Below are 26,233 nucleotides of genomic sequence, written 5' to 3'. Positions count from 1 at the left end.
CATTATATGACAGAATTATTAAATATTGGACGAAATAGAGCACAAGAAAGTACAAATGCCATAGAGCGCATGTACATTACCATGAGACATCTTTTTATACGCGGATTTTATAAGCCTATGGGAGTTTCTGGTGAAACTTTACGCGAAGCATTACTGACACTTAGACCAGAAATTTATGGAAGTATTGGAGAATCCAAAGTGGAACTTAGCGGACTTCAATACATTATTGAAAGGCTTCCGGAAGGCATTGAAGAGTGTAGTTTTATTAACTTGACCAGTGATGAAGGCTATTCAAATTCGCATTTTAAACCCATTATTCCGCCAAAGCGAAGAAGAAACTGCTATAGAATCGATGAAGAGCAAATGAACATCGAAATCACCCGTGGTCGTTCAGAAATCTACGATATTTTAACTCACCTCACATTTATGTTTATTGAATCTCATAAAATCATGCAGAATGTCGTGATCAATGAGGCAGGCCATACTTCCAGAGACTGGGAAAAATTATCTGTAGCAGTTTCAAAATTTGGAGATTTGACCCAAAAAGAAAAGGAAATCGCTATTACGCATACGGCTAATATTTTAGGCAGAACATTTGCTGAAATCAATCAAGTTTATGATCGATTTGCAACTCTGGAGAATCCAAATAAATTTTTACACCTGATTCACAGTCTAGGTAAACTAGCCATTCGTGAGGCTATCCGTGGTGATAAACGCGTCATTACTTTTAGCCCAATTGTACGTGAACGTCTGGGACATCACATTCATGGTGAAGTCTGGGCCAATACCATCAAAAAGACCTTACATAAACATGGTTTGTTGAATCGAAAACTTCATATCATCAGTGCTAATATGCACAGTGTAATGAATACGCTGTATTCTCCTTTAGCATTGGAAGATATGCTGAAGGAAAAATCCAATTTCGAAGTTTATGAACAGTTAAGCAATGCCAAAAATGATAAATTAAGAGAAACCGTTACTAAAAAAGCACTTCAGGAGGGTATGATTACTCTTGACGATAAAAGTGGTACTAACATAGATGTCCAGATTTTTGACCTCGCAAAATTGAGTCATTATAAAGGCGATAAAGGCCTTAATGGGAAAAAAGATGCGCCTGTCATTATTGTTATGGATTACGCTTTTGGAGAGCAAGCTTATGAAACCATGGATGAGTTATTGAAGCCCTATAAGGACAAGGAAGAGCAAGTATACATGAATGTTGATTCAATTTCTATCATGGGAAAAGCAGGAATTTTGCAAGGCGGAAAAGGAGATTTGATGATACCAGACGCTCACTTGTTTGAAGGTACTGCTGATAATTACCCATTCCCGAATGAATTGAAAAAATCAGACTTTGAAGGTCAAGGTTTGGGAGTTTACGACGGTTCGATGGTTACAGTTTTGGGTACGTCGCTGCAAAATAGAGATCTACTCAAGTTTTTTCATGATTCCACCTGGAATGTGATCGGTTTGGAAATGGAAGGGGCTCATTATCAAAAAGCAATACAAGCAGCAGCCAAATTGAGAAGCAATATTTCTCCAGAAGTCAAACTGAGATATGCTTATTATGCCAGTGATAATCCATTAGAAACTGGAAGTACATTAGCTTCTGGGGGCCTTGGAACTGCCGGAGTGAAACCAACTTACTTAATTACTGAAAAAATATTAGAACAGATTTTTAACGATGCTGTTCAGAATTTGAAATCCTAATTTATGAAAACCATCTTAGTCACTGGAGGAGCAGGCTTTATTGGCTCTAATTTTTTAAATCTATATGTCCCTGAAAAAAAGTATCATTTCATCAATCTAGATAAATTGACTTACGCTGGAGACCTCAATAATATTGAAGTTTCAGACCATGGAAATTATACATTTGTAGAAGGAGATATTTGTGATATTTCAATGTTGAAAGAATTATTTGAGCAGTATAAATTTGAAAAAGTCATTCATTTTGCTGCAGAATCTCACGTGGATAATTCTATCACCAATCCAGATGCATTCATTAAAACGAACATTACAGGAACCTTCAATTTACTTCATCAGGCTTACTTGCTTTGGATGGAATCGCCATTCAAATTCAGAAAAGGATTTGAAGATTCAAGATTTCTTCATGTGTCAACCGATGAGGTTTATGGAACTTTAGAAGACGACGAAAGCTTGTTTACAGAAGACACGCCTTATGCACCAAATAGTCCATACAGTGCGTCTAAAGCATCTTCAGACATGATCGCCAGAAGTTATTTTCATACCTATGGATTTCCTGTCGTGACGACCAATTGTTCCAACAATTACGGACCTCACCAGCACGATGAAAAATTGATTCCAACGATTATTCGAAAGGCGATTCAAAAACAACCTATTCCAATTTATGGCGATGGTAAGAACGTAAGAGATTGGCTTTATGTCGACGACCATTGTAAAGGAATTTATAAAGCTATTCATCAAGGACAGCTCGGAGAAACTTATAATATTGGAGGTAAAAATGAACGCCAGAACATTTATATCGCTACCAAAATCTGCGAACTTCTAGATGATTTAAAACCTGGAAATACTCCCCATAAAGAGTTAATCGAATACGTGACAGACCGACCTGGTCATGATTTTCGCTATGCGATCGATGCCTCAAAAATTGAAAAGAATTTAGGCTGGAAAGCAGATGAAACTTTTGAAACTGGTATCCAGAAAACTGTAAACTGGTATCTTGCAAAATATAACCAACTTCAGAAGTCATAAGTATGAAAGGAATTATTCTAGCAGGCGGATCCGGCACCCGATTACATCCTTTGACCCTTGCCGTCAGTAAACAGCTTATGCCCATTTATGACAAGCCGATGATATATTATCCCTTGTCCACATTAATGTCCGCAGGGATCAAAGAAATTTTGATCATTTCGACACCCAATGACCTACCGCTTTTTGAAAAGCTCTTAGGAGATGGTTCAGATTTAGGATGTAAATTCGAATATGCCGTTCAAGCTGAGCCTAACGGGCTTGCTGAAGCTTTTATTATTGCAGAAGACTTTATAGGAGACGATAAAGTCGCCTTAATTCTGGGCGATAATATTTTTTACGGAACAGGTTTAGATCAGCTCTTACAAGATAACACAAATCCTGATGGTGGTATTATTTATGCCTACCACGTGCATGATCCGGAACGTTATGGAGTGGTAGATTTTGATGAAAGTGGGCAGGTGATTTCAATTGAAGAAAAACCTAAAACGCCAAAGTCAAATTATGCGGTACCTGGAATTTATTTTTATGATAATGAAGTCGTCCAAATTGCAAAGTCGATAAAGCCCAGTGCTCGAGGAGAACTGGAAATCACCGATGTCAATAATGCTTATCTCAACAAAGGAAAATTGAGTGTAAGTATCCTCGACAAAGGTACGGCGTGGCTAGATACCGGAACTTTTAATTCTTTGATGCAAGCCTCACAATTTGTTGAGGTTATTGAAGAGCGCCAAGGTCTGAAAATTGGTTCTATTGAAGAAACAGCTTATAAAATGGGTTTTATTTCTAAAGATCAACTCCATAAAATCACAGCACCCTTTTTGAAAAGTGGTTATGCCAAAAACATAAACCCAAAGTAAATGACTGTAAAGCAATCGCCACTGAAAGACTGTTTTGTTATAGAACCCAAAGTGTTTAAAGATGAACGTGGAAATTTCTTTGAAAGCTTTAACTATAAAACTTTCAAAAAAAATATAGGCTTAGAGATTGATTTTGTCCAGGACAATCAGTCGATTTCTCAGTACGGGACCATACGCGGACTTCATTTTCAAACAGGTGAGTTTGCTCAGTCCAAATTGATAAGAGTTGCAAAAGGCGAGGTTTTGGATGTTGTGGTTGATTTGCGTCCAGACTCTGAAACCTATCTCAAGCAATTTAGCTATGTATTGACGGATGAAAACAATCATCAACTATTCGTGCCAAGGGGCTTTGCTCATGGGTTTGCGACCCTTTCTTCTGAAGCTATTTTTGTTTACAAATGCGATAATTACTACAATAAAACTTCAGAAAGTGGCATTTTATTCAATGACAAAACCTTAAACATCGATTGGCAAATTCCTGAGAAAGACCAGATCATTTCAGAAAAAGATGAACATTTACCAACACTTGAAGCATACTTAAACTCATGAAAGTATTAGTCACCGGTGCCAATGGTCAATTGGGAAAATGTCTTCAAAAGCATTCTAAAAAGTTTCCAGAAATTGAATTCTTTTTCGAGTCATCGCAGACATTAAACATTACTTCTGAAGAAGCTTTAACTCAATTCTTCAACACCCACCAACCTGATTTTTGCATCAATTGCGCTGCATATACCAATGTGGAAGCGGCAGAAAGTGAAGAAAAACTTGCGTTTCAAGTGAATTCTGAAGCTGTTAAAACTTTAGCTGAAACCTGTAAAACCAAAAACACCAAACTTGTACACATCTCTACAGATTATGTGTTTGATGGTTTAAAACATCGTCCATATCTGGAAACAGATTCAGAAAACCCAATTAACATTTACGGAGCATCTAAGTTACAAGGCGAAGTCATGATTTCTGAAACGATGGACCGCTTTTTTATTTTTAGGACAAGCTGGTTGTATTCTGAATTTGGACACAATTTTTTTAATACCATCTTGAAAAAGGCTGACGAACGCGCAGAATTGAATATCACTACCGAACAAATTGGGACGCCCACCAATGCCAATGATTTAGCTCTTTTTATTCTGAATTTGATAACAGAAAACTCTAATGTTTTTGGATTATACCATTACAGTAACCAGGGTGAAGCCACGTGGTATGATTTTGCCAGACTTATTTTAGAAGAAAAACAACTTGAACAAGACGTTCATCTGAAGGCGACGTTTTCTTATCCCACGAAAGCCAAACGACCAAAATACAGTGTTTTAGATAAAACAAAAGTTGAAGAAGCTTTTAACTATAAAGTACCTCATTGGAGAGAAAGCCTTGTCGGTTTATTGAAGGAAGTGAATTCAGAAGGTTTTAGGTCATAAGAATTAGGCTTATAATTCAGTATCAAATAAAAAATAGTTAGTTAAAATTGTTGTTTTTAAATAGATTTAAAATAACTAATTCCTATCACCTAGTTTAGGGTTAAGGTAGGACCTCCTCCTTCTGCTCCAGCGGTTGCAGCAACTCTAAAGCTCTATCAATACTTTTTACTCGATCAAACGTGAGTAAAAGCCTCAACCCATTTCGGGTTTGTTTTTCCTTCATGGTGCACAGTCTAGGATGCATTTGTACGTATTGAAGCACATCTCTAAAGCGTTTCGAGTTATAAAAACCAGAGTCTTGGTTGGACAAGAAGTAGCCAATCATTTTATCTTTTTTCAAGACTAATTTCTCCAAACCAATACTGGCGGCAATCCATTTCAACCTCACACTATTGATGAGGTCTTGGGCTTCTTTAGGGATATCTCCGAAGCGATCTTTCAATTCTTTTTCGAAATCTTCTAGACCTTTTTCGTCATCAATGTTATTTAATTTAGTGTATAAACTCAGGCGTTCTTTGATGCTATTGATGTAGTCGTCAGGGAATAGAATTTCAAAATCCGTATCAATTTGAGCATCCTTTACAAACACTTTTTCTTCCTTCTCGTTTTCTTCTTCATAAACCGATTTGAATTCGTTTTCTTTCAATTCCTGAATGGCTTCATTCAGAATTTTTTGATACGTATCAAAACCGATATCCGATATGAATCCGCTCTGCTCTCCACCCAACAAATCTCCGGCTCCGCGGATTTCCAGATCCTTCATCGCGATATTGATACCGCTACCTAAATCAGAGAATTGTTCCAAAGCGGTTAAGCGTTTTCTGGCATCGTCGGTCATCATCGTTAAAGGTGGTGTGATGAGGTAACAAAAGGCTTTTTTGTTACTTCGCCCAACACGACCACGCATCTGATGTAGATCGGACATTCCGAAATTATTGGCGTCATTGATCAAAATCGTGTTCGCATTAGTCACATCCAGACCACTTTCTATAATGGTGGTAGACACCAAAACGTCAAATTCATTATTCATGAATTTCAACATGAGGTCTTCGAGCTTTTTACCTTCCATTTGCCCATGTCCTATGCCAATTTTGGCATCGGGTACCAATCTTTGTATCAAACCAGCGACTTCATGTATGTTTTGAATTCTATTATTGATAAAGAATACCTGGCCACCTCTTTGAATTTCATAAGACACCGCATCCCGAATTTGTTCTTCAGAAAACCGAATCACATGCGTTTCAATAGGATAACGGTTTGGAGGAGGGGTTTTTATAGTGGACAAATCTCTCGCTGCCATCAGGCTAAATTGCAAGGTCCGCGGAATAGGTGTTGCCGTTAAAGTTAACGTATCTACATTTGCCTTGATAGTTTTCAACTTATCTTTTACTGCAACTCCAAATTTCTGCTCTTCATCAATGATCAGAAGACCAAGATCTTTAAACTTGACGGCTTTATTCACCAGCTGATGCGTACCAATGACGATATCCACATTTCCATTTTCAAGTCCTTCCAAAACCGTTCTGCGTTCTTTTGCAGTTCTGAAACGGTTGAGATAATCAACCGTCACAGGAAATTCTTCTAACCGCTCCGAAAATGTTTTATGGTGCTGAAAGGCCAAGATTGTGGTAGGCACTAGAACGGCAACTTGTTTTCCATTGTCGACAGCTTTAAAGGCTGCGCGAATGGCAACTTCGGTTTTCCCAAAACCTACATCACCGCAAACCAAACGATCCATCGGCTGCTCTTTTTCCATGTCACTTTTCACATCCTGTGTGGCTGTGCTTTGGTCTGGCGTGTCCTCATAAATAAAGGAGGCTTCTAGTTCGTGTTGTAGATGAGAATCCGGACCGTATTGATGACCTTTTTCCAATCTGCGTTTGGCGTAAAGTTTTATGAGGTCGAAAGCGACTTTCTTAACTCTGGCTTTGGTCTTTTTCTTCAGGCTTTTCCAGGCTTTACTGCCTAATTTATAAACCTGAGGCGGTTTTCCATCCTTGCCATTAAACTTTGAAATCTTGTGTAACGAATGTATGCTGAGATAAAGAATATCTCGATCTCCGTAAATCAACTTTACCGCTTCCTGCATTTTTCCTTCCACATCAATTTTCTGGAGACCACCAAATTTTCCAATGCCATGATCAATGTGAGTGACATAATCACCAATTTCCAAGCTGGTCAATTCTTTTAAAGTGATGGCTTGCTTTTTAGCATAACCGTTCTTCAAATGAAATTTATGATAGCGATCAAAAATTTGATGATCGGTATAACACACCAATTTATTCACCTCATCAATAAACCCCTGGTGCATGGAAAGCACTAAAGTTTTGTAATGCACTTCTTGATTTTGATCTTCAAAAATGTCTTTGAAACGTTTGGCCTGTTGATCGCTTGTGCATAAAATGCAGTTCTCGTAACCTTTATCGTGTTTAGAATTTAAGTCTTCAATCAGTAAATCGAATTTTTTGTTGAAGGACGGTTGAGGGCTTGTAGGATATAGAATCGTTTGCTTAGGACTCAAAAATGCCTGAGTTCCGAATTCAACGACTTTTAGATTCAGAAGTTGTTTTTTTAGAAGTTCACCTTTACAGAAAAGTTCCTCTGGTTTACTGTGTTTGATGTCTGTAGAAAGTTCAGAAAAAGCTTTTTCAGCTTTGCCAAAAAGATCATCTATGGTCTGCGATAACACATCCATGTTTTTGATGAACACCGTCGTAGAATTGCTGATGTATTGGATAAACGTTTCCCGCACCTCATCCAGTTCCTTTTTTTCAACATTGGGCATAATGTCGATGCGCTTTTTTTGCTTGGTAGACAGTTGAGTTTCAACGTCAAAAGCGCGAATACTATCGACTTCATCACCAAAAAATTCAATTCGGTACGGCTCATCATTACTGAAAGAAAACACATCGATTATCCCTCCCCTTACTGAAAATTCTCCAGGCTCAGTCACAAAGTCGACACGTTTGAATTTGTATTCAAATAACACTTCGTTGACGAAATCAATAGACAGTTCGTCGTTCAGTTTTATTTTTAAAATGGTGCGATCCAGTTCCTTTTTGGTCACGACTTTTTCAAAAAGCGCTTCAGGATAAGTGACGATAATGGAAGGTTTTTTTCTGGAATTGATGCGGTTCAAAACTTCAGATCGCAACAAAACATTGGCATTGTCAGTTTCTTCGATCTGATAAGGTCTTCTGTAACTCCCTGGATAAAACAAGACATTTTTCTCATCCACCAGCTGTTCCAGGTCGTTGAGATGATAAGCCGCTTCTTCTTTATCATTAAAAATCAGAAGAAAAGGATGTTCCGAAGAAAGGAAAGCTTCTGCCTGCACAAAAGAGACAGCAGAACCTAGAAGACCTTTCAGAAATATGGATTGATTTTCCTGCGAAGCCAGAGCTTCTTTAAGTTCCTCCACTGCAGGATTTTTTGAGATTTTTTCTTTAATATCAGCTTTTTTCATCGCGCGCAAAGATACTAGAAAAACTCAAATTGATGGTCTGTCAGCTTTTGTAAAGCTGTTTTTAATCTTCCTTTTTGTTTTGTTTTTTCTCATAGAAATTTCTTCTAAAATTTCTATTCTTACGATCGTAACGTTTTCGCTTGTTACGTTTATTATTGAAAAAAACCAGAAGAAAAAGCACTGCGATAATCGCAATAACAATTATAAATTGGGTGTCTGGTGAAAATTGCTCGAGCATGACTTAATTTTTTTTAAACTTAATGTGTTTTTGGTGTTTCAAAAATCAAACGCGGATAATGAAATCCTGTTTCACCTGTTCTTTTCTAAAAAACACAAGTCCCCATTGAAACGTATCAATCGTAACCTGAACTTCAGGATGAGTTTTTATACGTTCCCAGGCCATTTCCATGGACGGCGACCAGTGGATATCATCAAAAATAAACAAAGCATCGTTGTGTTTATATTTCAGCAAACTTTTAAAATATTCAAGCGTAGCTTTCCCATCGTGATGCCCGTCGATAAAAACAAGATCAAATTTTTCTTCTGATTTTAATCCTGCTAGACTTTCAGCAAAAGATGAATTAATACTTGTGATTCGTGTTAACCTCAACTTTTCAAATTGGTCTTGAGCATAATCTAAAGTCACCGAACACGCTTCAATGGTTTTCATATCAACTTGACCAGATCCAGCAATGCTGATACTACCCAAACCTATGGAAGTCCCCAATTCTAAGGCGTTTTCAATTTTTAAATAATCCACCAGCCGAATCATCAATCTGGCTCGCTTTCTGGAAATTGAAACGTGTTTTGCAATCTTTGAAACCGGTCTTTTGTTGCTGTTAAAAACTTTAGATCCAGCACCCACATCTTCAACTTCTAGAATGTCTTCAGAGTTCAAAAGCTCCTGCTGAACTTCATTCCACAGTTTATAAGAAGGATACTGACTTTTGTCATAAAAACACTTGGTAATCAATTTATATACAAATGGAGAATGAATTCCATGCTGATTTTTGGAATGCCATAAAAACTTTAGAAACGCTTTAACTTTAAACCACATTTTATAATAAATCAGTTTAACTGACAAAAATCATTCTTTTTGATCCTATCTAGCTGTAAAATTGCATAAAATATAAGGATATGTTTCTACAAACACTTTTCGTCAATTGGTCTAATGGTGCTTTTATTATGACCGCTATTTTTGGACTCGTTATTATCAGCCTTATTGGGTTTGTGATTTACTATATTTCAAAAGCCGGTAAAAAAGAAAGAGAAGAGAAGCAAAGCGAAGAAAACGCTTAAGCTTCCATTTTCATAGATAACTCAAACCACTGTTCGGTTTTGTCTTCCAATTCTTGCTGAATGTCTTGAAGAGTCATCGTTTTTTCTTTGATGTCTTCTGGACTCAAGTCTTTTAGAAACTCAGCTTCAATCTTTTCCTTTTTCTTCTCTAACGTATTGATTTCTTTTTCAAGTTTTTTATACAGCTTTTGCTCATTAAAACTTAATGCATTTTTAGAATCTGAAGTGGTTTTAGGTTTTTCTGATGTTTTGGTTGTGGTCTGGCTGCTTTCTTCATATTTAGCCTCAAGCTCAAGAGCCTTAAGGTCTCTGTAATCCGAATAATTTCCTGGGAAATCTGTGATTTTCCCTTCACCAAAAACAAATAAGTGATCTACAATTTTATCCATAAAATATCGGTCGTGACTCACAACAATCAGACAACCTGGAAAATCTAAAAGGAAGTTTTCAAGAACGTTCAAGGTGACGATATCAAGATCATTGGTAGGTTCATCGAGAATTAAAAAATTTGGATTTTGAATCAAAACTGTACACAAATACAGACGTTTCTTTTCACCACCGCTCAATTTTTCAACAAAATCATATTGCTTTTTTCGGTCGAATAAAAACTTCTCTAATAACTGCGATGCTGAAATTTGCCTTCCTTTGGATAACGGAATATAATCACCGTAATCTTTGATCACCTCAATGACTTTTTGACCTTCTTTTGCCTGAATTCCACCTTGTGTGTAATAGCCAATTTTTAAAGTTTCACCGTGAACAACTTTTCCCTGATCTGGCTCCAATCCACCCGTCAAGACATCTAAAAAGGTAGACTTTCCAGTTCCGTTTTTTCCAATAATACCGATGCGTTCATTCTTTTTGAAGATGTAATCAAAATTTTGAAAGAGGTAATTATCTTCAAAACCTTTGGACACTTTATGTATTTCCAAAACTTTGGAACCCAAACGTTCCATATTGATTTCCAGTTCAACTTTATGATCGTTACGGCGTTTGCTAGCTCTGTCTTTTATGTCACCAAAACTTTCTATTCTGGATTTGGACTTGGTTGTTCTGGCTTTAGGCTGACGCCTCATCCAGTCCAGTTCCTTTTTATAAAGTTGTTTGGCTTTGGCGGTTGTCGTTTGTTCTACCTCAATGCGTTCAGCTCTTTTTTCTACGTAGTAGCTGTAATTTCCTTTGTAATTGTAAAGCGTTTTGTCCTCCAATTCGATGATGTGGTTACATACTCGATCTAGAAAATACCTGTCGTGAGTGACCATAAATAAAGTAAGGTTTTCACTTTTCAGAAATTCTTCCAGCCATTCGATCATTTCCAGATCCAAGTGGTTGGTTGGCTCATCGAGTATTAATAAATCGGGTTTACCAAGTAGAAGATTGGCCAGCGCCAGTCTTTTCTTTTGCCCGCCGGACAAGTCACTCACTTTTTTGGATAAGTCATCCAATTTCAGTTTGGAGAGAATTTGACGGTAGGTCGTTTCAAAATCCCAGGCCTGTTTAGCCTCCATTTGATCAAAAGCCTTTTGGTAAGCTTCAGCATCATCTGGATTTTGAAGCGCTTTTTCGTAAGCATTGATGATGCTTAGGATTTCGTTATCAGAAGAAAGGATAGTTTCCTCAATACTCAAAGTTGGCTCAAGATCTGGTTCTTGTGGTAAAAAGCCAAATCTCACACCTTTTCTGTAAACTACTTGTCCACTATCTGGTGTTTCTTTGCCAGATATAATGTCGAGTAAGGTGGTTTTCCCCGTGCCATTTTTGGCGATAAGAGCTATTTTTTGACCTTGGCTGATGCCGAAAGACAAGTTTTCAAATAGCTCGAGTGTGCCAAAAGATTTTGAAACTTCTTCTACTGATAGATAATTCAATGTTCTAAATTTTTTGCAAAAGTACTTAAGTCCGCTTGAAATAGCTAATTATAAACCTAGTAGGATTTCAAATAGCCAATAAATATTTGCTAAATCAGTCTAAGCTTGATTACAAAAGTATATTTTTGCCGCTCCATATAATTTTTTAAAACAAATTCAAATGAAAGTAGCTGTTGTCGGCGCTACCGGTATGGTAGGCCAAGTGATGCTCCAGATTCTTGAGGAGCGTAATTTTCCTTTAACTGAGCTGATTCCTGTGGCTTCTGAGAAGTCGGTTGGGAAAACAATCACTTATAAGGGAAAATCTTACGAAATTGTAAGCCTTGCAGACGCAGTGAAACGAAAACCCGAAATCGCTTTATTTTCTGCAGGGGGAGATACTTCTGAAGAATGGGCCCCAAAATTTGCTGAAGTTGGAACTACGGTGATTGACAATTCTTCTGCTTGGAGAATGGATCCGACCAAAAAATTGGTCGTACCGGAAATCAATGCTTCAGAACTTACAGCAGAAGATTTGATTATTGCTAACCCTAATTGTTCTACCATTCAACTGGTCATGGCATTGCAACCTTTACATAAGGCTTATCAAATTGATAGAGTCGTCATTTCTACATATCAGTCGATTACTGGAACTGGCGTAAAAGCTGTTGAGCAGTTGGAGAATGAATATGCGGGCAAGACTGGCGAAATGGCTTATCCTTATCCTATTCATAAAAACGCTATACCACATTGCGACGTGTTTTTGGAAAACGACTATACGAAGGAAGAGATGAAATTGACCAACGAGACCAAGAAAATACTTTCAGACGATTCTGTAAAAGTAGCCGCTACAGCGGTAAGAATTCCTGTGGTTGGAGGTCACTCTGAATCTGTAAATATCGAATTCAAAAATGCATTTGAAGTTTCTGATGTAAAGAAAATTTTAAGCGAAACCGATGGTATTACGCTTCAGGACAACCCTGAAGTCAATACTTATCCAATGCCGATTTATGCTGAAGGAAAAAACGATGTCTTTATCGGTAGAATCCGTCGAGATTTCACCAGAGATAATGCGTTGAACATGTGGATCGTTTCCGATAATTTAAGAAAAGGAGCAGCGACTAATGCAATACAAATAGCTGAATTTCTTTTGACAACTCGTTTTAAGGCTTAAGCTTTAAAATTTAATCAATACTCAACCGCTCTTCAGAACTTTTGAAGAGCGGTTTTTTAATTTCCTGCCTGGAGCGGAATCTCCTCAATACTTTCAAAACTCAATCTTTGCTGCTGTGATCGTCTCGCTCTTGTACTGATTTTAAATTGAATCATTTGTAGAATACAATCTGATAAACGATTATATTTCGAAGGAGTTTTTCACCAACTGATAAATCTATCTCTATTAAAAAAGAATGAGAGGTTCTTCAACTTAGTAAGACGTTTTTATCTTAAACTAATTTTTTAATCTTATATCGTAAAACTAATAACATTGCAGTATTGAATTCAGTATAAAACAAAGCCTATGTTAGATAGCTATGATTCCTTATATTTACGACTAAAATCAAAACCAATGAAACATATACTCATGCCTGTTGCAGCTGTATGCCTTTTAGCATCCTGCAATGAAGGCGAAAAAAATCAAGCAAGTTTGACATATCCAGAAACAAAACAAGTTGATACGATAGATGCGTATTTTGACACGGAAGTAAAAGATCCTTACCGTTGGTTGGAAAATGACCGCAGTGATGAGACCGAAGAGTGGGTGGAAGCTCAAAATGATCTAACTTTTGGTTACCTGGAGGATATCCCATATCGCAATAAGCTGAAAGAACGTCTAACTCAGGTTTGGAATTATGAAAAAATTGGTGCTCCTTTCAAAAGAGGAGAGTATACTTATTTTTCTAAAAATGATGGGTTACAAAATCAGTCCGTGTATTATCGATATAAAAATGACGAAAGTATAGAAGAGGCAAAAGAATTTTTGAACCCCAACACCTTTAGTGAAGACGGAACAACTTCTATGGCAGGAATGAGTTTTACGGAAGATGGAGAGCTTTTGGCGTATTCTATTTCTGAGGGTGGAAGCGACTGGAGAAAGATAATTGTTCTGGATGCTGAAACAAAAGAGCAAAAAGGCGATACCATTGTAGATGTGAAATTCAGCGGTATTTCCTGGAAAGACAACGACGGTTTTTACTACTCTAGTTATGATAAGCCTGAGGGAAGTGAATTATCTGCAAAAACAGATCAACATAAACTTTACTATCATAAGTTAGGAACTTCTCAGGATGAAGATTTACTTATTTATGGGGGAACTGAAGAGCAAAAACATAGATATGTTTCCGGAAGTGTGACCGAAGACAGCCGTTACTTGATCGTTTCTGCTTCTAAATCGACTTCTGGTAACCGTTTGATGATTAAAGATTTATCCAAGTCAAATTCTGAATTTGTTGACGTTATAGACACCTACGATAGTGATGTATATATCATAGAAAATGACGGCAGTAAATTATTTATTGTCACAGATAAAGAGGCGCCTAACAGAAAAATTGTGACCGTTGATGCCAGTTCACCTCAGCCAGAAAACTGGGTGGATTTTATACCTGAGACTGAAAACGTATTGTCACCATCTACAGGATCTGGTTACTTCTTTGCAGAATATATGGTAGATGCAGTTTCTCAAGTCAAACAATATGACTATTCAGGAGAACTAGTACGTCAAGTTGAACTTCCTGGAGCAGGATCTGTTGGTGGTTTTGGAGGTAAGAAAGAGGCTGAAGAGCTTTATTTTTCTTTTACAAACTACACGACACCTGGAACGATTTATAAATACAATCCCGAAAGTGGTACTTATGAAGTTTATCAAAAACCTGCTATAGACTTTGATACAGAAGCTTACACAAGCAAGCAAATATTTTATACTTCTAAAGATGGAACAAAAATTCCTATGATCATCACTCACAAAAAAGGAATTGAACTGGATGGAACACATCCAACCATGCTTTATGGATACGGAGGATTTAATATTTCATTGACACCATCATTTAGCACGGCAAATACGGTTTGGCTAGAAAATGGAGGAATTTATGCTGTAGCCAACTTACGTGGCGGCGGAGAATATGGTAAAGAGTGGCATAATGCAGGAATCAAAATGAAAAAGCAAAATGTTTTTGACGATTTCATTGCTGCTGCAGAATACTTGATTGATGAAAAGTATACGTCTTCTAATAAACTAGCCATCCGTGGAGGTTCCAACGGTGGACTTTTGGTTGGAGCTACGATGACGCAACGCCCAGATTTGATGCAAGTAGCTCTTCCAGCTGTAGGTGTTTTGGACATGCTGCGATACCATACCTTTACTTCTGGAGCAGGCTGGGCTTACGATTACGGTACTTCTGAAGATGACCCGGAAATGTTTGAATATTTAAGAGGTTATTCTCCTTTACACAACATCAATGAGGGAACTGAATATCCTGCGACTTTGGTGACTACCGGAGATCATGACGACAGAGTTGTCCCAGCACATAGCTTTAAATTTGCTGCTGAGCTGCAAAGCAAACAAGCTGGTGATAAACCAACCTTAATCCGCATTGAAACGGATGCTGGACATGGTGCAGGAAAACCAACTTCAAAAATCATTCAGGAATATGCAGATATTTTTGCCTTTACCCTTTATAATATGGGCTACGAGGATCTATAAAAGTTTTCATTAGAATGAAAAATCCCCCTGCTGAGCTCAGCAGGGGGATTTTTTTTGATATTATTTTATACTCTTTTGAAGGGTTTGGTCTACAGAATTCATGATTAATAGCACCGTTATGGCTTATGAAAAATTCTGTTGATTTAAGCCTGCCCGACGAAAACTTTTAGGCGGATGAATTTCATAATTGAAATGAGTCGACATTTCTACTTTTACTTTACCTGGCAGATTAATTGAGAATCAGAATTTTTGATATGAATTGATTCTCGACCTGCTTGACATTAATACGACAGGTAAGTGAGATACCACTATTCATAGGGATCATTAGAATTCACATTTTGCTTTATATTTTAACTCAAAATCCACAATAGGTTATATAGCTATTGCTTTTATGTTGTTTTGGTAAATGAGCAAACTTTAGCATTAAAAACCTTTTTTAAATTTAATAACCAATTATGACTGCAATGGCTATAAATATCATAGCTAGAATCATAGCGAAAATAAATAGTCTAAATATGAATTTAAGCCATTTTTGATAGGGTACTCCAGCCATTCCTATCATAGCCATCAGTATTCCGTTAGTCGGTATAACAAGATTGGAAAGTCCGTCGCCCAGGAGGTAAGCTAATACTGCAATCTGTCTTGATATTCCTAAAATATCTGATAGAGGGGTCATCAAAGGCATTGAAACTAAGGCTTGACCAGAAGCCGATGGGATGAAAAAATTCAGTAGCGTTTGAAAAAATAACATGCCTTCCGCTGCAAAGACTTTTGGTATGGTCAATAGGGCTTCACTGGAATGATACAGAATTGTATCTATAATCATCCCTTCCTCCAGAACTACAGAAATACCGCGAGCAATGCCTACAACTAATGCAGGAACCATCATGATTTTGAGTCCTTTGGTGAAGGCTTTCATGAGCTCGTCGCCAGACATCCCAGCTATCATAGCAATAACGATGAGCATTCCTATAAAGCATCCGGTCATTTCAATCAATCCCCAGCCAATTAATTGAACAGCCAGGAGTATAGCGGCATAAGACAATACAAAAAACAAGAGAATATATATATGCTTTCGTTCTAAGTTTTCTTTCTCAAATGACCCAAATTCAGTCAAATTAAATTCATCATCTTTCATTAAGCTTACGGAAGGGTTTTTCTTAATCCTATTGCCGTAGCGAATGATAAAATAGAAACCAACCATTGCGTACACCAGATATACGAAGAATCGAAAACCGATTCCCGATCCAATGGGGAGTTCTGCAATGATTTGAGCGATTTGGACCGTAAACGGGTTAGTTACCCCAGAACTCCAACCTAAGAAAAGAGGAACACCGATGAGGGCGAAACCAAAAATCCGGTCATATCCTAAACTCTTGGATAAGAACAAAAAAACAGGAATTAAAGCGATAGATTCACCTAATATCCCCATAAAAGATGATGCCGAAAAGACTGCCATATAGACTAGGAACAAAAGTAGTTTTGGTTTGTTTTTGAACTTTGCAATCAATGCAAATAAAAACGCATTAATAGCTCCAGTGTATTGGACAACTGTAAACACGGAGCCGATTATAAAAAGATAAAAGACAAGTACAGCAGAATCTGCAAGACCTTTTGGTATGGCGCTAAGAGTACCTAATACAGAAACTGGAGAGGACTTTCCTTCTACGCTTTCTTCCAGTAGTGCAGCTTGTAACGAGTAATTTTTTGGAATCTCTGTATAGCTATTGGGAACAATAACCGTTTGTGTAATTTCACCATAGTCTTTTTGTTCTCGCTCAAAAGCCCCACTAGGTATAATATAGGTAAGCAAAGAACAACTGACAATAATCCAAAAAAGGAAAATAAAAATATGGGGGATTTTAAAACGCTTCACCAGAAGTTTCTAAGTTTAAATGCAACTGAGGTCCTATCCAATCCTAGTCTTACATTACTAGGCGGTAAACTTACACATTTGCGCAAAGTCAGAAAGACAATAGCGTTTTTGTGTTATTTATTTTAATAGTTATCTAAGAGTTTCTAAATTCAAATCAGTTGGAAGATAAGTATAGGTTCAACTCCTAAATTCGTAAAATAGAGTTTAATTTTTAGTTTATTTAATAATGACTAACAGCTGAATACTATTTTATGCATTGAAGATACAACCATGAAAAGTATGTTAGTATCAAGTTACAAATGTGTCCATCGAACAAAATTTAAGACTTGTAACCTTCACATTCGGCAATTTATGTTTTGATTAATTCCTTAATTGTTAATGTTGATAGGCTTTATTCTTTTTCATACTCCAATTTCTTTTGGTTCTTATCTAAAAATTCTGAATATGATTCTAAAAGCGTATGTTCACTGTCCAGAATATCATTTAAATAATAGGCCAATTTCATAAACACCTCCTCACCACCTTCATCAATATTTTCATAGAAAAAGTCGGTTAATCTTCTTGTTTTTAACTGAAGTAACTCCGATTGAGTTTCAATATCTAAGAGTTTCGAGATAATATCATATTCCAGCAGCTCTGCTTTTTGATTGATAAAAAACCTAAGGCTTATATTCTTGCTGGTTGTGACTTGAAATCCCCCTGAACTTGCTATCAATTCAACGAATGTTAATTCAGGATCTAAAGGTTCACTTCCCTCCAACTTTTCCCTAAGTATTTCAAAAAGCTTAAGGTGACGATTATAAACAGTATCCAGATCTGATTGGCTCAACTTGATGTCATTTTCTATGGCCAGTAGTGTTTTTTCAATGTATTTTTCATTGTCTACACTATCTTTATAGTTGCTTATAAAAACAGCAATCAACACACCTATAACCACGATAGTGATTTCTTTTAAGTAATTTAAAACACCATTGTTTTTCTTCATCCTCTTCAAGATTTCATAACAGCACTCTTTCCTACTAATTGTCAATTGAATTAACGCGTTGACGCACTGATGATTAACGTCTTAAAAATACAAAAATTTTGGTTTTGGAAGCTTTGACCAGTCTCCAGGGCTTTGGGAGTAACCAGGGACTAGTCTAACCATGTATATTTTACGAAATTGAGTTACGGAGTGCTTAAGCTAAAAATAAAAAAACCTCAACAAATGAACGTTGAGGTTTAAAAGGTGGTGCCTCCAGGAATCGAACCAGGGACACATGGATTTTCAGTCCATTGCTCTACCAACTGAGCTAAGGCACCATTTTTAATGCGGGTGCAAATATAAAACCATTATTTAATTAAACAAAAGAAAACATGAAATATTCTTATCCTTATCTTTGGGCTTTAATTTTGTTATGAATTTAATCGTCGATATAGGAAATACCCAGGTCAAATTTGCTGTGTTTGATGAAAGTTTATTGATAGAGAAAATTGCCATAGACCCAGAACAAGCAGTAGAATCCCTTCAAAACATACTTCAGACTTATCCAAACCTTTCAAAAGGGATTATTTCCTCCACTGCAGAAATTTCAGCAAGCTTATATAAAATGTTATCTGAGAACTTACATCTTGTGAAATTTTCACATCAGAGTATTTTGAATTTCACCAATGCTTATAAAACTCCAGAGACTTTAGGTTTAGATAGAATAGCACTTGTTGCAGCTGCTGCAGAACTCTTTCCAAACCAGAATGTTTTGGTAATTGATGCGGGATCCTGCATTACTTACGACTTTATAGATAAGGATTCGGTATATCAAGGAGGAGCCATTTCTCCAGGTTTGCAAATGCGATTTAAAGCGATGCATAGTTTTACAGGAAAGTTACCGTTACTCAAAAAAACTACCCAGCCCAATCATTATGTAGGTAAATCTACACATGAAGCAATGCATATTGGAGTTTACAAATCAATTTGCTATGAAATAGATGCATATATTGAAGATTATCTCACTGATTATGAAGATTTAACAGTTGTTTTAACAGGCGGAGATTATTATTTGTTGTCAGCATCTATAAAAAATAGCATATTTGCCACTTCTAATTTTCTATTGAAAGGATTAAATAAAATTCTACAACTCAACTCAAATTAATGTTCACAAGATTTATTCTTTTTATCTCGATACTACTTATTGCAGGATTTTCTACTTCAGCACAAGAGGGTTCTTCATCACCTTATTCTTTCCTGGGTATAGGAACCAAAGCATTTAGAGGAACGGTGGAAAATAGATCGATGGGTGGTTTAGCCACTTTTAGTGATAGTATACACCTCAACTTAAGAAATCCTGCAGCATATTCAGATTTACAATTAACAGCTTTTTCTGCAGGTGTCACAGCGAATTCAACTACATTGAAGACCAATACATTATCAACTGACATAAATTACTTCACTTTAGATTATATAAGTATTGGATTGCCTTTCAATAATTTAGGGGTTGGCTTTGGTGTTAAGCCAAGAAGCGCTGTAGGATATGAATTGGAAGAAAGATCACAAACATCTATTTCTAGATTTGAAGGTCGAGGAGGACTAAATACAGTTTATTTCTCATTAGGATTTGAGCCTATTAAAAACCTAAGACTTGGAGGTACAGCAAATTACAACTTTGGTGATATAGAGAATAAAGCTATAATTTTCAGAAATCAAGTTCAGTTTGCATCAAGAGAAACTAACTTTACAGATATTAAAGGATTTTCATTTGATATTGGTGCGCTTTACGATGTTAAATTAAGCAATAAAATCACTTTGAAATCGTCGGTTAGATATGAAACAGGGTCTTCTCTTGACGTAAGCAGAAGAAGAGAATTAGCGACCATTCAGCAAGGACAGAATGGAGCAGAAAATGTTGTAAATCAAATCAATCTAGATCCTGTAGATACAGAAATTGCTTTACCAGAAATGTACGCCTTTGGTTTAGGCCTTGGTCAAGACAGAAAATGGTTTGTTGGTTTGGAGTATGAAAATTACACAGCAGGTGATTTTTCTGAACTGGGTTTCAATTTTGGTTCTGAAGTTGTTCAAAAAGAAGCAAATACGTTCAAACTCGGTGGATTTTATATTCCAAGGTATAACGATCCTGTAAGTTACTTCAAAAGAATAGTTTACAGAGCTGGAATAAGATACGAAGAGAGTGGGTTGCAATACAGAGGTGAAGATATAAACGAGTTTGGCATATCATTTGGTTTAGGATTACCTGCCGGTCGGGTTTTCACCAATGCCAACATAGGAGTTGAATATTTTGAAAGAGGCACAACATCAAATAACTTGATACAAGAAAATTTTATAAGTGTGTTTATGAGTTTCTCTTTCAACGACAAATGGTTCATTAAATCTAAATATAATTAAATACTTAAAATTATGAAGTTTAAAATCGCTTTTACACTTTTGGGAGTATTCTTCGCATTTAACGTGGCTAATGCTCAAGATTGTACAGTTACACTTAGTTTGTTTAACGAAAGTGCTAAAGTCAACAATTTTAGTGATGCTTATCCTAAGTATAAGCAATTACTGGAAAACTGTTCAGATTTCAATAAATTAATCTATCAACGTGGCGCAAAAATGCTTGAAGATATGATAGATGTTGCTGAAACTGAAGAAAGAAAACAAGAGTTAATTCAGGAATACATCAATAACCAAATGATGCGTTTGGAGAAGTTTCCAAACGATACTAAGGAAGGCGATATGTTAGCAGATGTTGCAATGATCAAGTATAAGCATGAGATTGGAACTTTAGAAGAAAGACTGCAATCTTTTGAAAAGGCTGTTGAAACAGACAAGGAAAATTTTTCTTCACCAGTTGCTATTTACGCATATTTCAGAATCGCTAATGATTTAAATGATGCAGGAGAAAGAGATATCCAATTCTTATTTGATAAGTATGATGAGGTCATTGATTTGATTGAAACTCAAGAAAACGATAAGGCAGCGGAAGCTAAGCCTCTTATCGAAAAGCAGGAGGCTCAGGAAGAGCTTACTTCAAGAGAATCTAGAATCCTTAAAAATTCTGAAATCTACTTAAGAAATTACACCAAGATTAAAGGAAGTGTAAATTCATTATTGGGTTCTAAGGCTGATTGTGATAATTTGATTCCTATGTATAACAAGGATTTTGAAGAAAAGAAGGATGACGTTAATTGGTTAAGAAATGCCAACGAGAGACTTTCTGCAAAAGATTGTACTGAAGATCCTTTATTCTTTAAGGTTTCTGAAGCTCTTCATAAAATCGAGCCATCAGCAAATTCTGCTTACTCGTTAGGACAGCTAGCTGAAGCTGAAGGTAACAGAAAAAAAGCATTGGCTTATCTTAATGAAGCTGCAGAGCTAGCAACAGACAAATCAAGAAAATCTAGAATTTACTACAGAATAGCAAACAATTATAAGGCTCAGGGAAGTTTTTCTCAAGCAAGATCATATTACAGAAGAGCTTTGGACAACAAGCCATCTTTGGGTGTTGCTTATTTGAAAATAGCAGAGATGTATGCTAAAAGTGCAAACGATTGTGGTACAACTGTTTTCGAAAAAAGATCAGTTTACTGGTTGGCAGCAGATTATGCAAAGAGAGCTGGACGTGTAGATCCTTCTTTAAGTTCTACTGTTACCGCAACAGTTGAAAGCTATAATGGTAGAGCTCCGCAAAAATCTGATATCTTCCAAGAAGATGCAGCTGGTAAAAAAATCTCATTTTCTAACTGTTGGATTGGAGAAAGCGTGACGGTACCAAACCTCTAAAATGATATTTAGAAACACATTCATTTACAAAAGCATTGCTGTATGTTTATTTACAGCAATGCTTTTTTCATGTGAGGGCAATCTAAAGGAGGTAAAGGAAATGGAAAAAGATTTCCTGGAGCCCCAATCCAAAGTCTATGATCTCAATCTTTTTTACACAGATAGTGGTTCTGTGAGAGCCAATTTGAGAAGTCCTGAAATGCTCGATTATTCCAATAGAAAATTCCCTTTTCGAGAATTTCCTCAGGGAATAGAACTGGATTTTTTTGAGCAGGACTCTAGTAAAAATACTGTGTATTCTGACTATGCTATCCAATACCTGGAAACCGGCCTTATAGACCTTAGAAAAAATGTAAAAATTGTGACTTCGGACAGTACAATTCTAAGAGGTCCACAATTGTACTGGGACCAACAGCAGGAATGGTTATTTACAGATTATAGTTACAGCCTGCAATTACCAAACGGGGCCAGAAACGAGGGCGAGGGCTTTGATTCTGACCAGAAATTTAATACCTTCAATTCCAGATCCAATACCGGAATCCAATACATACAAGACTGATGAAATTTTTTAAATACTTTGAATTCGCTTACATAGCATTTGCCATTTTTTTTATCATTGAAGCCATTAGAGTATGGGCAGATAGCGAAAGCAGAGCTTATCTCTATTTGTTTTTTTCAGTTTTAGCTTGCTTTATGTTTTTCTTTAAAAGGCGTTTCAGAAAAAAAATTGAAAACAAAAACAAGAAGTAATGAGTACAGAAGTCCTCATTATTATTGCATGCTTGCTACTTTCAGCTTTCTTTTCGGGAATGGAAATTGCTTTTGTGTCCTCAAATAAGGTGCATATAGAGCTTCAGAAAAACCAAACTGATATTATTGCCAGCGTCCTGAAAACGTTGACGAAAAAACCTTCCAAGTTTATCGCTACAATGTTGGTAGGGAATAACATTGCTCTTGTAGTTTATGGCTTTTTCATGGGAGATTTAATCATGAATTGGTTCTTAAGCATGCAGCCTGTTCAGAATGAATTTTTAAGCTACTTAATTACCGAGGCAAGTCTATTTACACAGACTTTAATATCAACTTTGGTTATTTTATTTACAGCAGAATTTCTACCTAAAGTATTTTTTCAAATCTATGCCAATGTTCTTCTGAAAGTATTTAGTGTTCCTGCATTTATATTTTATTATCTATTTAGCTTCATCTCAAGCTTTGTCATCTGGATCTCAGATATTATTCTGAAGAAAATATTTAAAATTGAAGGTGATAAAGTACAACTGAATTTCAGTAAAGTTGAATTGGGAGACTACATTAATGAGCAAATGGAGGCGGTTGAGTCAAAAGAAGATGTTGACTCTGAAATTCAAATATTTCAAAATGCCTTGCAATTTTCAGAAGTAAAAGCTCGAGAAGTTATGATTCCCCGTAACGAGATTGTTGCAGTGGATATTTCTGAAGATACTGGAAACTTAACTGAAATATTCACAAGAACAGGTCTCTCCAAGTTACTGGTTTATAAAGAGAGCAACGATGATATCGTTGGATATATTCATTCTTTTGAAATGTTTAGACGACCCAAAGACATTCAAAGTATTTTAATGCCGGTTGTATTTGTTCCAGAAACCATGTTGGTCAAAGAAATCTTAAATATCCTAATCAAAAAAGGAAAAAGTATAGCTGTGGTCGTAGATGAATATGGAGGAACCAGTGGAATGATGACTGTCGAGGATATTGTAGAAGAGCTTTTTGGCGAAATTGAAGATGAGCATGATTCTGTTATTCTGGTAGAAGAAAATGTAAGCGAGAATTTATATAAATTTTCTGCAAGGCTCGACGTGGATTACATCAACGAAAAGTATGACATCAACTTGCCAGAAAATGAGAATTATGAGACGCTAGGAGGAATGATCGTGAATACCACTGAAGAAATTCCAGAGGTAGGAGAAGAAGTGATTATTGATCAATTCAAAATAAAAATACTGGAAGCCTCCAATAAAAAAATTGAACTGGTATCAGTAAAAATTTTTGACAGAGAGTAATTGATTGAAACCTGCAGTTCAACATTATTTATGAGGCATTTGCCTTGTGCTAAAACGAATTAAATATTTTGAACGACTAGGTTTTTTATATGGGCGAATTATCTTATTTTCGCCCCCTAGATTTCTTAAAATATCTTAAAATGGCAATACTTAGTAAAATTAGAGAACGTACAGTTTTCCTTATAGTCATCATTGCATTGGCATTGTTTGCTTTTGTGCTTACAGACTTGTTCAGAAACGGTGGGTTTACTGCTGATAAAGCTTCTGCCTCAGTGGGAGTTATTGGTGATGAAGAGATAAGTAGAGAGCAGTTTGCCTCTCAGGTCGAAGGCATCGTTCAGCAAAGCCAAGGGAGAGTAAGTACTCTACAGGCGGCAAAACAAGCCTGGGAAAATAACTTAAGAAGTATTTTGCTTAAGCAGGAATTTGAAAAATTAGGACTTGAAGTTGGTGCAGACCAAATTACAGATGTCATGGCTCAGCAATTAGCAGGAGATCCAAGATTTTCTAATGAAGCAGGATTTTTTGACGAAGCTAAACTGAAGCAGTTTATTGCAGAACTTAAGGTGACTTCGCCAGAGCAATATCAGCAATGGGTAAATTTTGAGAAATCCATGGAAGTTAATGCGAAATCTCAACTTTACTTCAACATGGTAAAAGCAGGGGTTACAGCAACCCTTCTAGAAGGAAAACAAATCTACCACCAGGAAAATGACAATCTTACTTTTGAATTCGTAAAAGTTCCATTTACAAAAGCGGAAGATGTTGAAATAACTAAATCTGATATTCAGAGCTATATCAACGAACACAAGGAGCGTTTTCAACAGGAAGCTAAAAGAGATATAGAATATGTTTCTTTTGATGAACAAGCCTCAGATGAAGATAATGCTCTAGTCTTAGCTGAAGTTGAAAAACTTGTAACTGAAGGTGATCAGGACTTTAGAGCTGCCGAAAATGCTGAAGAATTCCTAGCTGTTAACTCTGAAGTTCCTTTTAACGATGTCTATACATTCGAATATGATATCAAAGGAGAAAATGCTGATGCAATTTTGGACTTAGACTTAAATGAAGTGTATGGTCCATATTTCGAAAATCAAAGCTATAAAGTGACCAAACTTTTGGAGCGCACACAAAAACCAGATTCTGTTAAGACAAGCCATATTCTTGTGACTTATGATGGTACTCGAGTAGACGGTTCTGTGACAAGAAGCAAAGAAGAAGCAAAAAGCCTTGCAGACAGTATCACATCTGTAGTCAAAAGAAATTCAGATAAGTTTTCAGAATTGGCAACTGAATTTTCCTCAGATAGACAAAGCGCTCAAAACGGTGGAGATTTAGGTTGGATCAACTACGGTGCATTGGTTCCTGAGTTTAATGATTATGTTTTTGATGATGCAAGAGTGAATAGCTACGGTGTTGTAGAAACAGATTTCGGCTATCACGTGGTTTACATTGAAGATAGAACAGCTCCAAAGAATGTCTTGAAACTTGCAACCATTGTAAAAAGGGTTGAACCTTCAGAAAAAACATTAAACGAGCTTTATCGTTCGGCTAGTAAATTTGAACTTGCAGCAAAAGACGGTGATTTTCTGGAGCAAGCTGAAGAATTTGACAAAACAGTAAAACCTGTAAACGGAATCAATAAACTTGATGAAACCATTCCAGGTGAGGGAAGACAAAGATCTGTTGTGAAATGGGCTTTTGAAGATAAAACCAAAGTTGGAGATATAAAAAGTTTTGATACCGGTTCAGGATATATTGTAGCCAGAGTAACCAACATCATCAAGAAAGGATTGAAATCTCCAGAAGAAGCTTCTGCTGTTGTGACTCCAATCTTGAAAAAACGTAAACAAGCAGAGAAAATCATTTCTCAAATCGAAGACAATGAATTGGCAACTGTAGCTTCAGCTTTTGGAGTTACACAACAAAGAGCAACTTCTGTCAACATGAGTAATCCAATAATCCCAGGTGGAGGAAGAGAGCCTAAAATTGTTGGAGCTGCCTTCGCAATGAAGGAAGGAGAACTTTCCAAACCATTGGAGGGAAATAGCGGTGTATATGTTCTTAGACTTGTTGAGAAGAACGAAGCGCAAGCATTACCTTCTTACAGATCTGTTGCAAAAGAAGAAAGTGAGAAAAGAACACGTTCTTTATTGAATCCAAGAACAAGCCCAATTATTGAGGCTTTAAAGAACAGTAAAGAAATTGAAGATAATCGTCATTTGATTTATTAATCAAATAG

Annotated in this window: 20 protein-coding genes and 1 tRNA gene; 15 read left to right on the top strand and 6 right to left on the bottom strand. The window is 36.5% G+C overall.

Annotated features, from left to right (window positions below; translation table 11 throughout):
* The first annotated feature begins 6 nt into the window (after window positions 1-6).
* Genes LB452_RS03785 through rfbD form a run of 5 tightly spaced genes read left to right on the top strand, consistent with a single transcriptional unit; the run spans window position 7 to window position 5,005 of the window.
* Complete coding sequence (locus tag LB452_RS03785; RefSeq protein WP_224460389.1) at window positions 7-1,710, top strand: DUF6909 family protein; 1,704 nt, start codon at window positions 7-9, stop codon at window positions 1,708-1,710.
* 3 nt (window positions 1,711-1,713) lie between these two features.
* Window positions 1,714-2,733: a dTDP-glucose 4,6-dehydratase gene (gene rfbB, locus LB452_RS03780; protein WP_224460388.1), complete on the top strand. Its 1,020-nt coding sequence runs from the start codon at window positions 1,714-1,716 to the stop codon at window positions 2,731-2,733.
* A 2-nt stretch (window positions 2,734-2,735) separates the two neighbouring features.
* Window positions 2,736-3,590: a glucose-1-phosphate thymidylyltransferase RfbA gene (gene rfbA / locus LB452_RS03775; protein WP_224460387.1), complete on the top strand. Its 855-nt coding sequence runs from the start codon at window positions 2,736-2,738 to the stop codon at window positions 3,588-3,590.
* Complete coding sequence (gene rfbC / locus LB452_RS03770) at window positions 3,591-4,139, top strand: dTDP-4-dehydrorhamnose 3,5-epimerase (RefSeq protein ID WP_224460386.1); 549 nt, start codon at window positions 3,591-3,593, stop codon at window positions 4,137-4,139.
* On the top strand, window positions 4,136-5,005 hold the full coding sequence (gene rfbD / locus LB452_RS03765; RefSeq protein ID WP_224460385.1) for a dTDP-4-dehydrorhamnose reductase: 870 nt from the start codon (window positions 4,136-4,138) through the stop codon (window positions 5,003-5,005). The genes rfbC and rfbD overlap by 4 nt, the downstream gene beginning before the upstream one ends.
* Window positions 5,006-5,105: 100 nt before the next feature.
* Here the strand turns inward: rfbD and mfd are convergent, their stop codons facing one another.
* Window positions 5,106-8,471: a transcription-repair coupling factor gene (gene mfd, locus LB452_RS03760; protein ID WP_224460384.1), complete on the bottom strand. Its 3,366-nt coding sequence runs from the start codon at window positions 8,469-8,471 to the stop codon at window positions 5,106-5,108.
* Between the two features lie 283 nt (window positions 8,472-8,754).
* Window positions 8,755-9,555: an O-methyltransferase gene (locus LB452_RS03755; protein ID WP_322965943.1), complete on the bottom strand. Its 801-nt coding sequence runs from the start codon at window positions 9,553-9,555 to the stop codon at window positions 8,755-8,757.
* A 53-nt stretch (window positions 9,556-9,608) separates the two neighbouring features.
* Here LB452_RS03755 and LB452_RS03750 point away from each other — a divergent pair, with 53 nt between their 5' ends.
* On the top strand, window positions 9,609-9,770 hold the full coding sequence (locus tag LB452_RS03750; protein WP_224460383.1) for a hypothetical protein: 162 nt from the start codon (window positions 9,609-9,611) through the stop codon (window positions 9,768-9,770).
* On the opposite strand, the gene LB452_RS03745 is transcribed toward LB452_RS03750, so the two are convergent.
* Window positions 9,767-11,638, bottom strand: coding sequence for an ABC-F family ATP-binding cassette domain-containing protein (locus LB452_RS03745; RefSeq protein WP_224460382.1), 1,872 nt, complete (start codon window positions 11,636-11,638; stop codon window positions 9,767-9,769). The genes LB452_RS03750 and LB452_RS03745 overlap by 4 nt on opposite strands.
* 160 nt (window positions 11,639-11,798) lie before the next feature.
* On the opposite strand from LB452_RS03745, the gene LB452_RS03740 reads away from it, so the two are divergent.
* Complete coding sequence (locus LB452_RS03740) at window positions 11,799-12,791, top strand: aspartate-semialdehyde dehydrogenase (RefSeq protein WP_224460381.1); 993 nt, start codon at window positions 11,799-11,801, stop codon at window positions 12,789-12,791.
* Window positions 12,792-13,184: 393 nt separating this feature from the next.
* On the top strand, window positions 13,185-15,314 hold the full coding sequence (locus LB452_RS03735; protein ID WP_224460380.1) for a prolyl oligopeptidase family serine peptidase: 2,130 nt from the start codon (window positions 13,185-13,187) through the stop codon (window positions 15,312-15,314).
* Window positions 15,315-15,756: 442 nt separating this feature from the next.
* On the opposite strand, the gene LB452_RS03730 is transcribed toward LB452_RS03735, so the two are convergent.
* The 3 genes from LB452_RS03730 to LB452_RS03720 all read right to left on the bottom strand — a co-directional run bounded on the left by LB452_RS03730 (window position 15,757) and on the right by LB452_RS03720 (window position 18,492).
* Entirely contained in the window at window positions 15,757-17,190 is a 1,434-nt protein-coding gene (locus tag LB452_RS03730) for a YfcC family protein (protein ID WP_224460379.1), read from the bottom strand.
* Window positions 17,191-17,581: 391 nt separating this feature from the next.
* Window positions 17,582-18,175, bottom strand: a complete 594-nt coding sequence (locus LB452_RS03725) for a hypothetical protein (protein WP_224460378.1) — start codon at window positions 18,173-18,175, stop codon at window positions 17,582-17,584.
* A 244-nt stretch (window positions 18,176-18,419) separates the two neighbouring features.
* A tRNA-Phe gene (locus LB452_RS03720) sits at window positions 18,420-18,492 on the bottom strand.
* A 95-nt stretch (window positions 18,493-18,587) separates the two neighbouring features.
* Here LB452_RS03720 and LB452_RS03715 point away from each other — a divergent pair.
* From LB452_RS03715 to LB452_RS03685, 7 genes are all read left to right on the top strand, one after another.
* On the top strand, window positions 18,588-19,319 hold the full coding sequence (locus tag LB452_RS03715; protein WP_224460377.1) for a type III pantothenate kinase: 732 nt from the start codon (window positions 18,588-18,590) through the stop codon (window positions 19,317-19,319).
* Window positions 19,319-20,569: a lipid outer membrane transport protein FadL-like protein gene (locus tag LB452_RS03710; RefSeq protein ID WP_224460376.1), complete on the top strand. Its 1,251-nt coding sequence runs from the start codon at window positions 19,319-19,321 to the stop codon at window positions 20,567-20,569. Before LB452_RS03715 ends, LB452_RS03710 begins: the two co-directional genes overlap by 1 nt.
* Before the next feature lie 12 nt (window positions 20,570-20,581).
* Window positions 20,582-21,952 (top strand): tetratricopeptide repeat protein, encoded by a 1,371-nt coding sequence (locus tag LB452_RS03705; protein WP_224460375.1) that lies wholly within the window; start codon window positions 20,582-20,584, stop codon window positions 21,950-21,952.
* A gap of 1 nt (window position 21,953) precedes the next feature.
* A complete protein-coding gene (lptC, locus tag LB452_RS03700) occupies window positions 21,954-22,511 on the top strand; it encodes an LPS export ABC transporter periplasmic protein LptC (RefSeq protein ID WP_224460374.1) in 558 nt (185 codons plus the stop codon).
* Window positions 22,511-22,702, top strand: coding sequence for a hypothetical protein (locus LB452_RS13620; protein WP_224460373.1), 192 nt, complete (start codon window positions 22,511-22,513; stop codon window positions 22,700-22,702). Before lptC ends, LB452_RS13620 begins: the two co-directional genes overlap by 1 nt.
* The gene (locus LB452_RS03690; protein WP_224460372.1) at window positions 22,702-23,991 is read left to right on the top strand and encodes a hemolysin family protein; all 1,290 of its coding nucleotides are present in this window, start codon (window positions 22,702-22,704) and stop codon (window positions 23,989-23,991) included. Before LB452_RS13620 ends, LB452_RS03690 begins: the two co-directional genes overlap by 1 nt.
* Before the next feature lie 140 nt (window positions 23,992-24,131).
* A complete protein-coding gene (locus LB452_RS03685) occupies window positions 24,132-26,225 on the top strand; it encodes a peptidylprolyl isomerase (RefSeq protein ID WP_224460371.1) in 2,094 nt (697 codons plus the stop codon).
* Window positions 26,226-26,233 lie beyond the last annotated feature (8 nt).

Source organism: Psychroflexus longus, assembly GCF_020164595.1.
Classification (GTDB): Bacteria; Bacteroidota; Bacteroidia; order Flavobacteriales; family Flavobacteriaceae; genus Psychroflexus; species Psychroflexus longus.
Note: the sequence above shows the minus strand (reverse complement) of the source record. Positions and strands in the feature narration are given on the sequence as shown.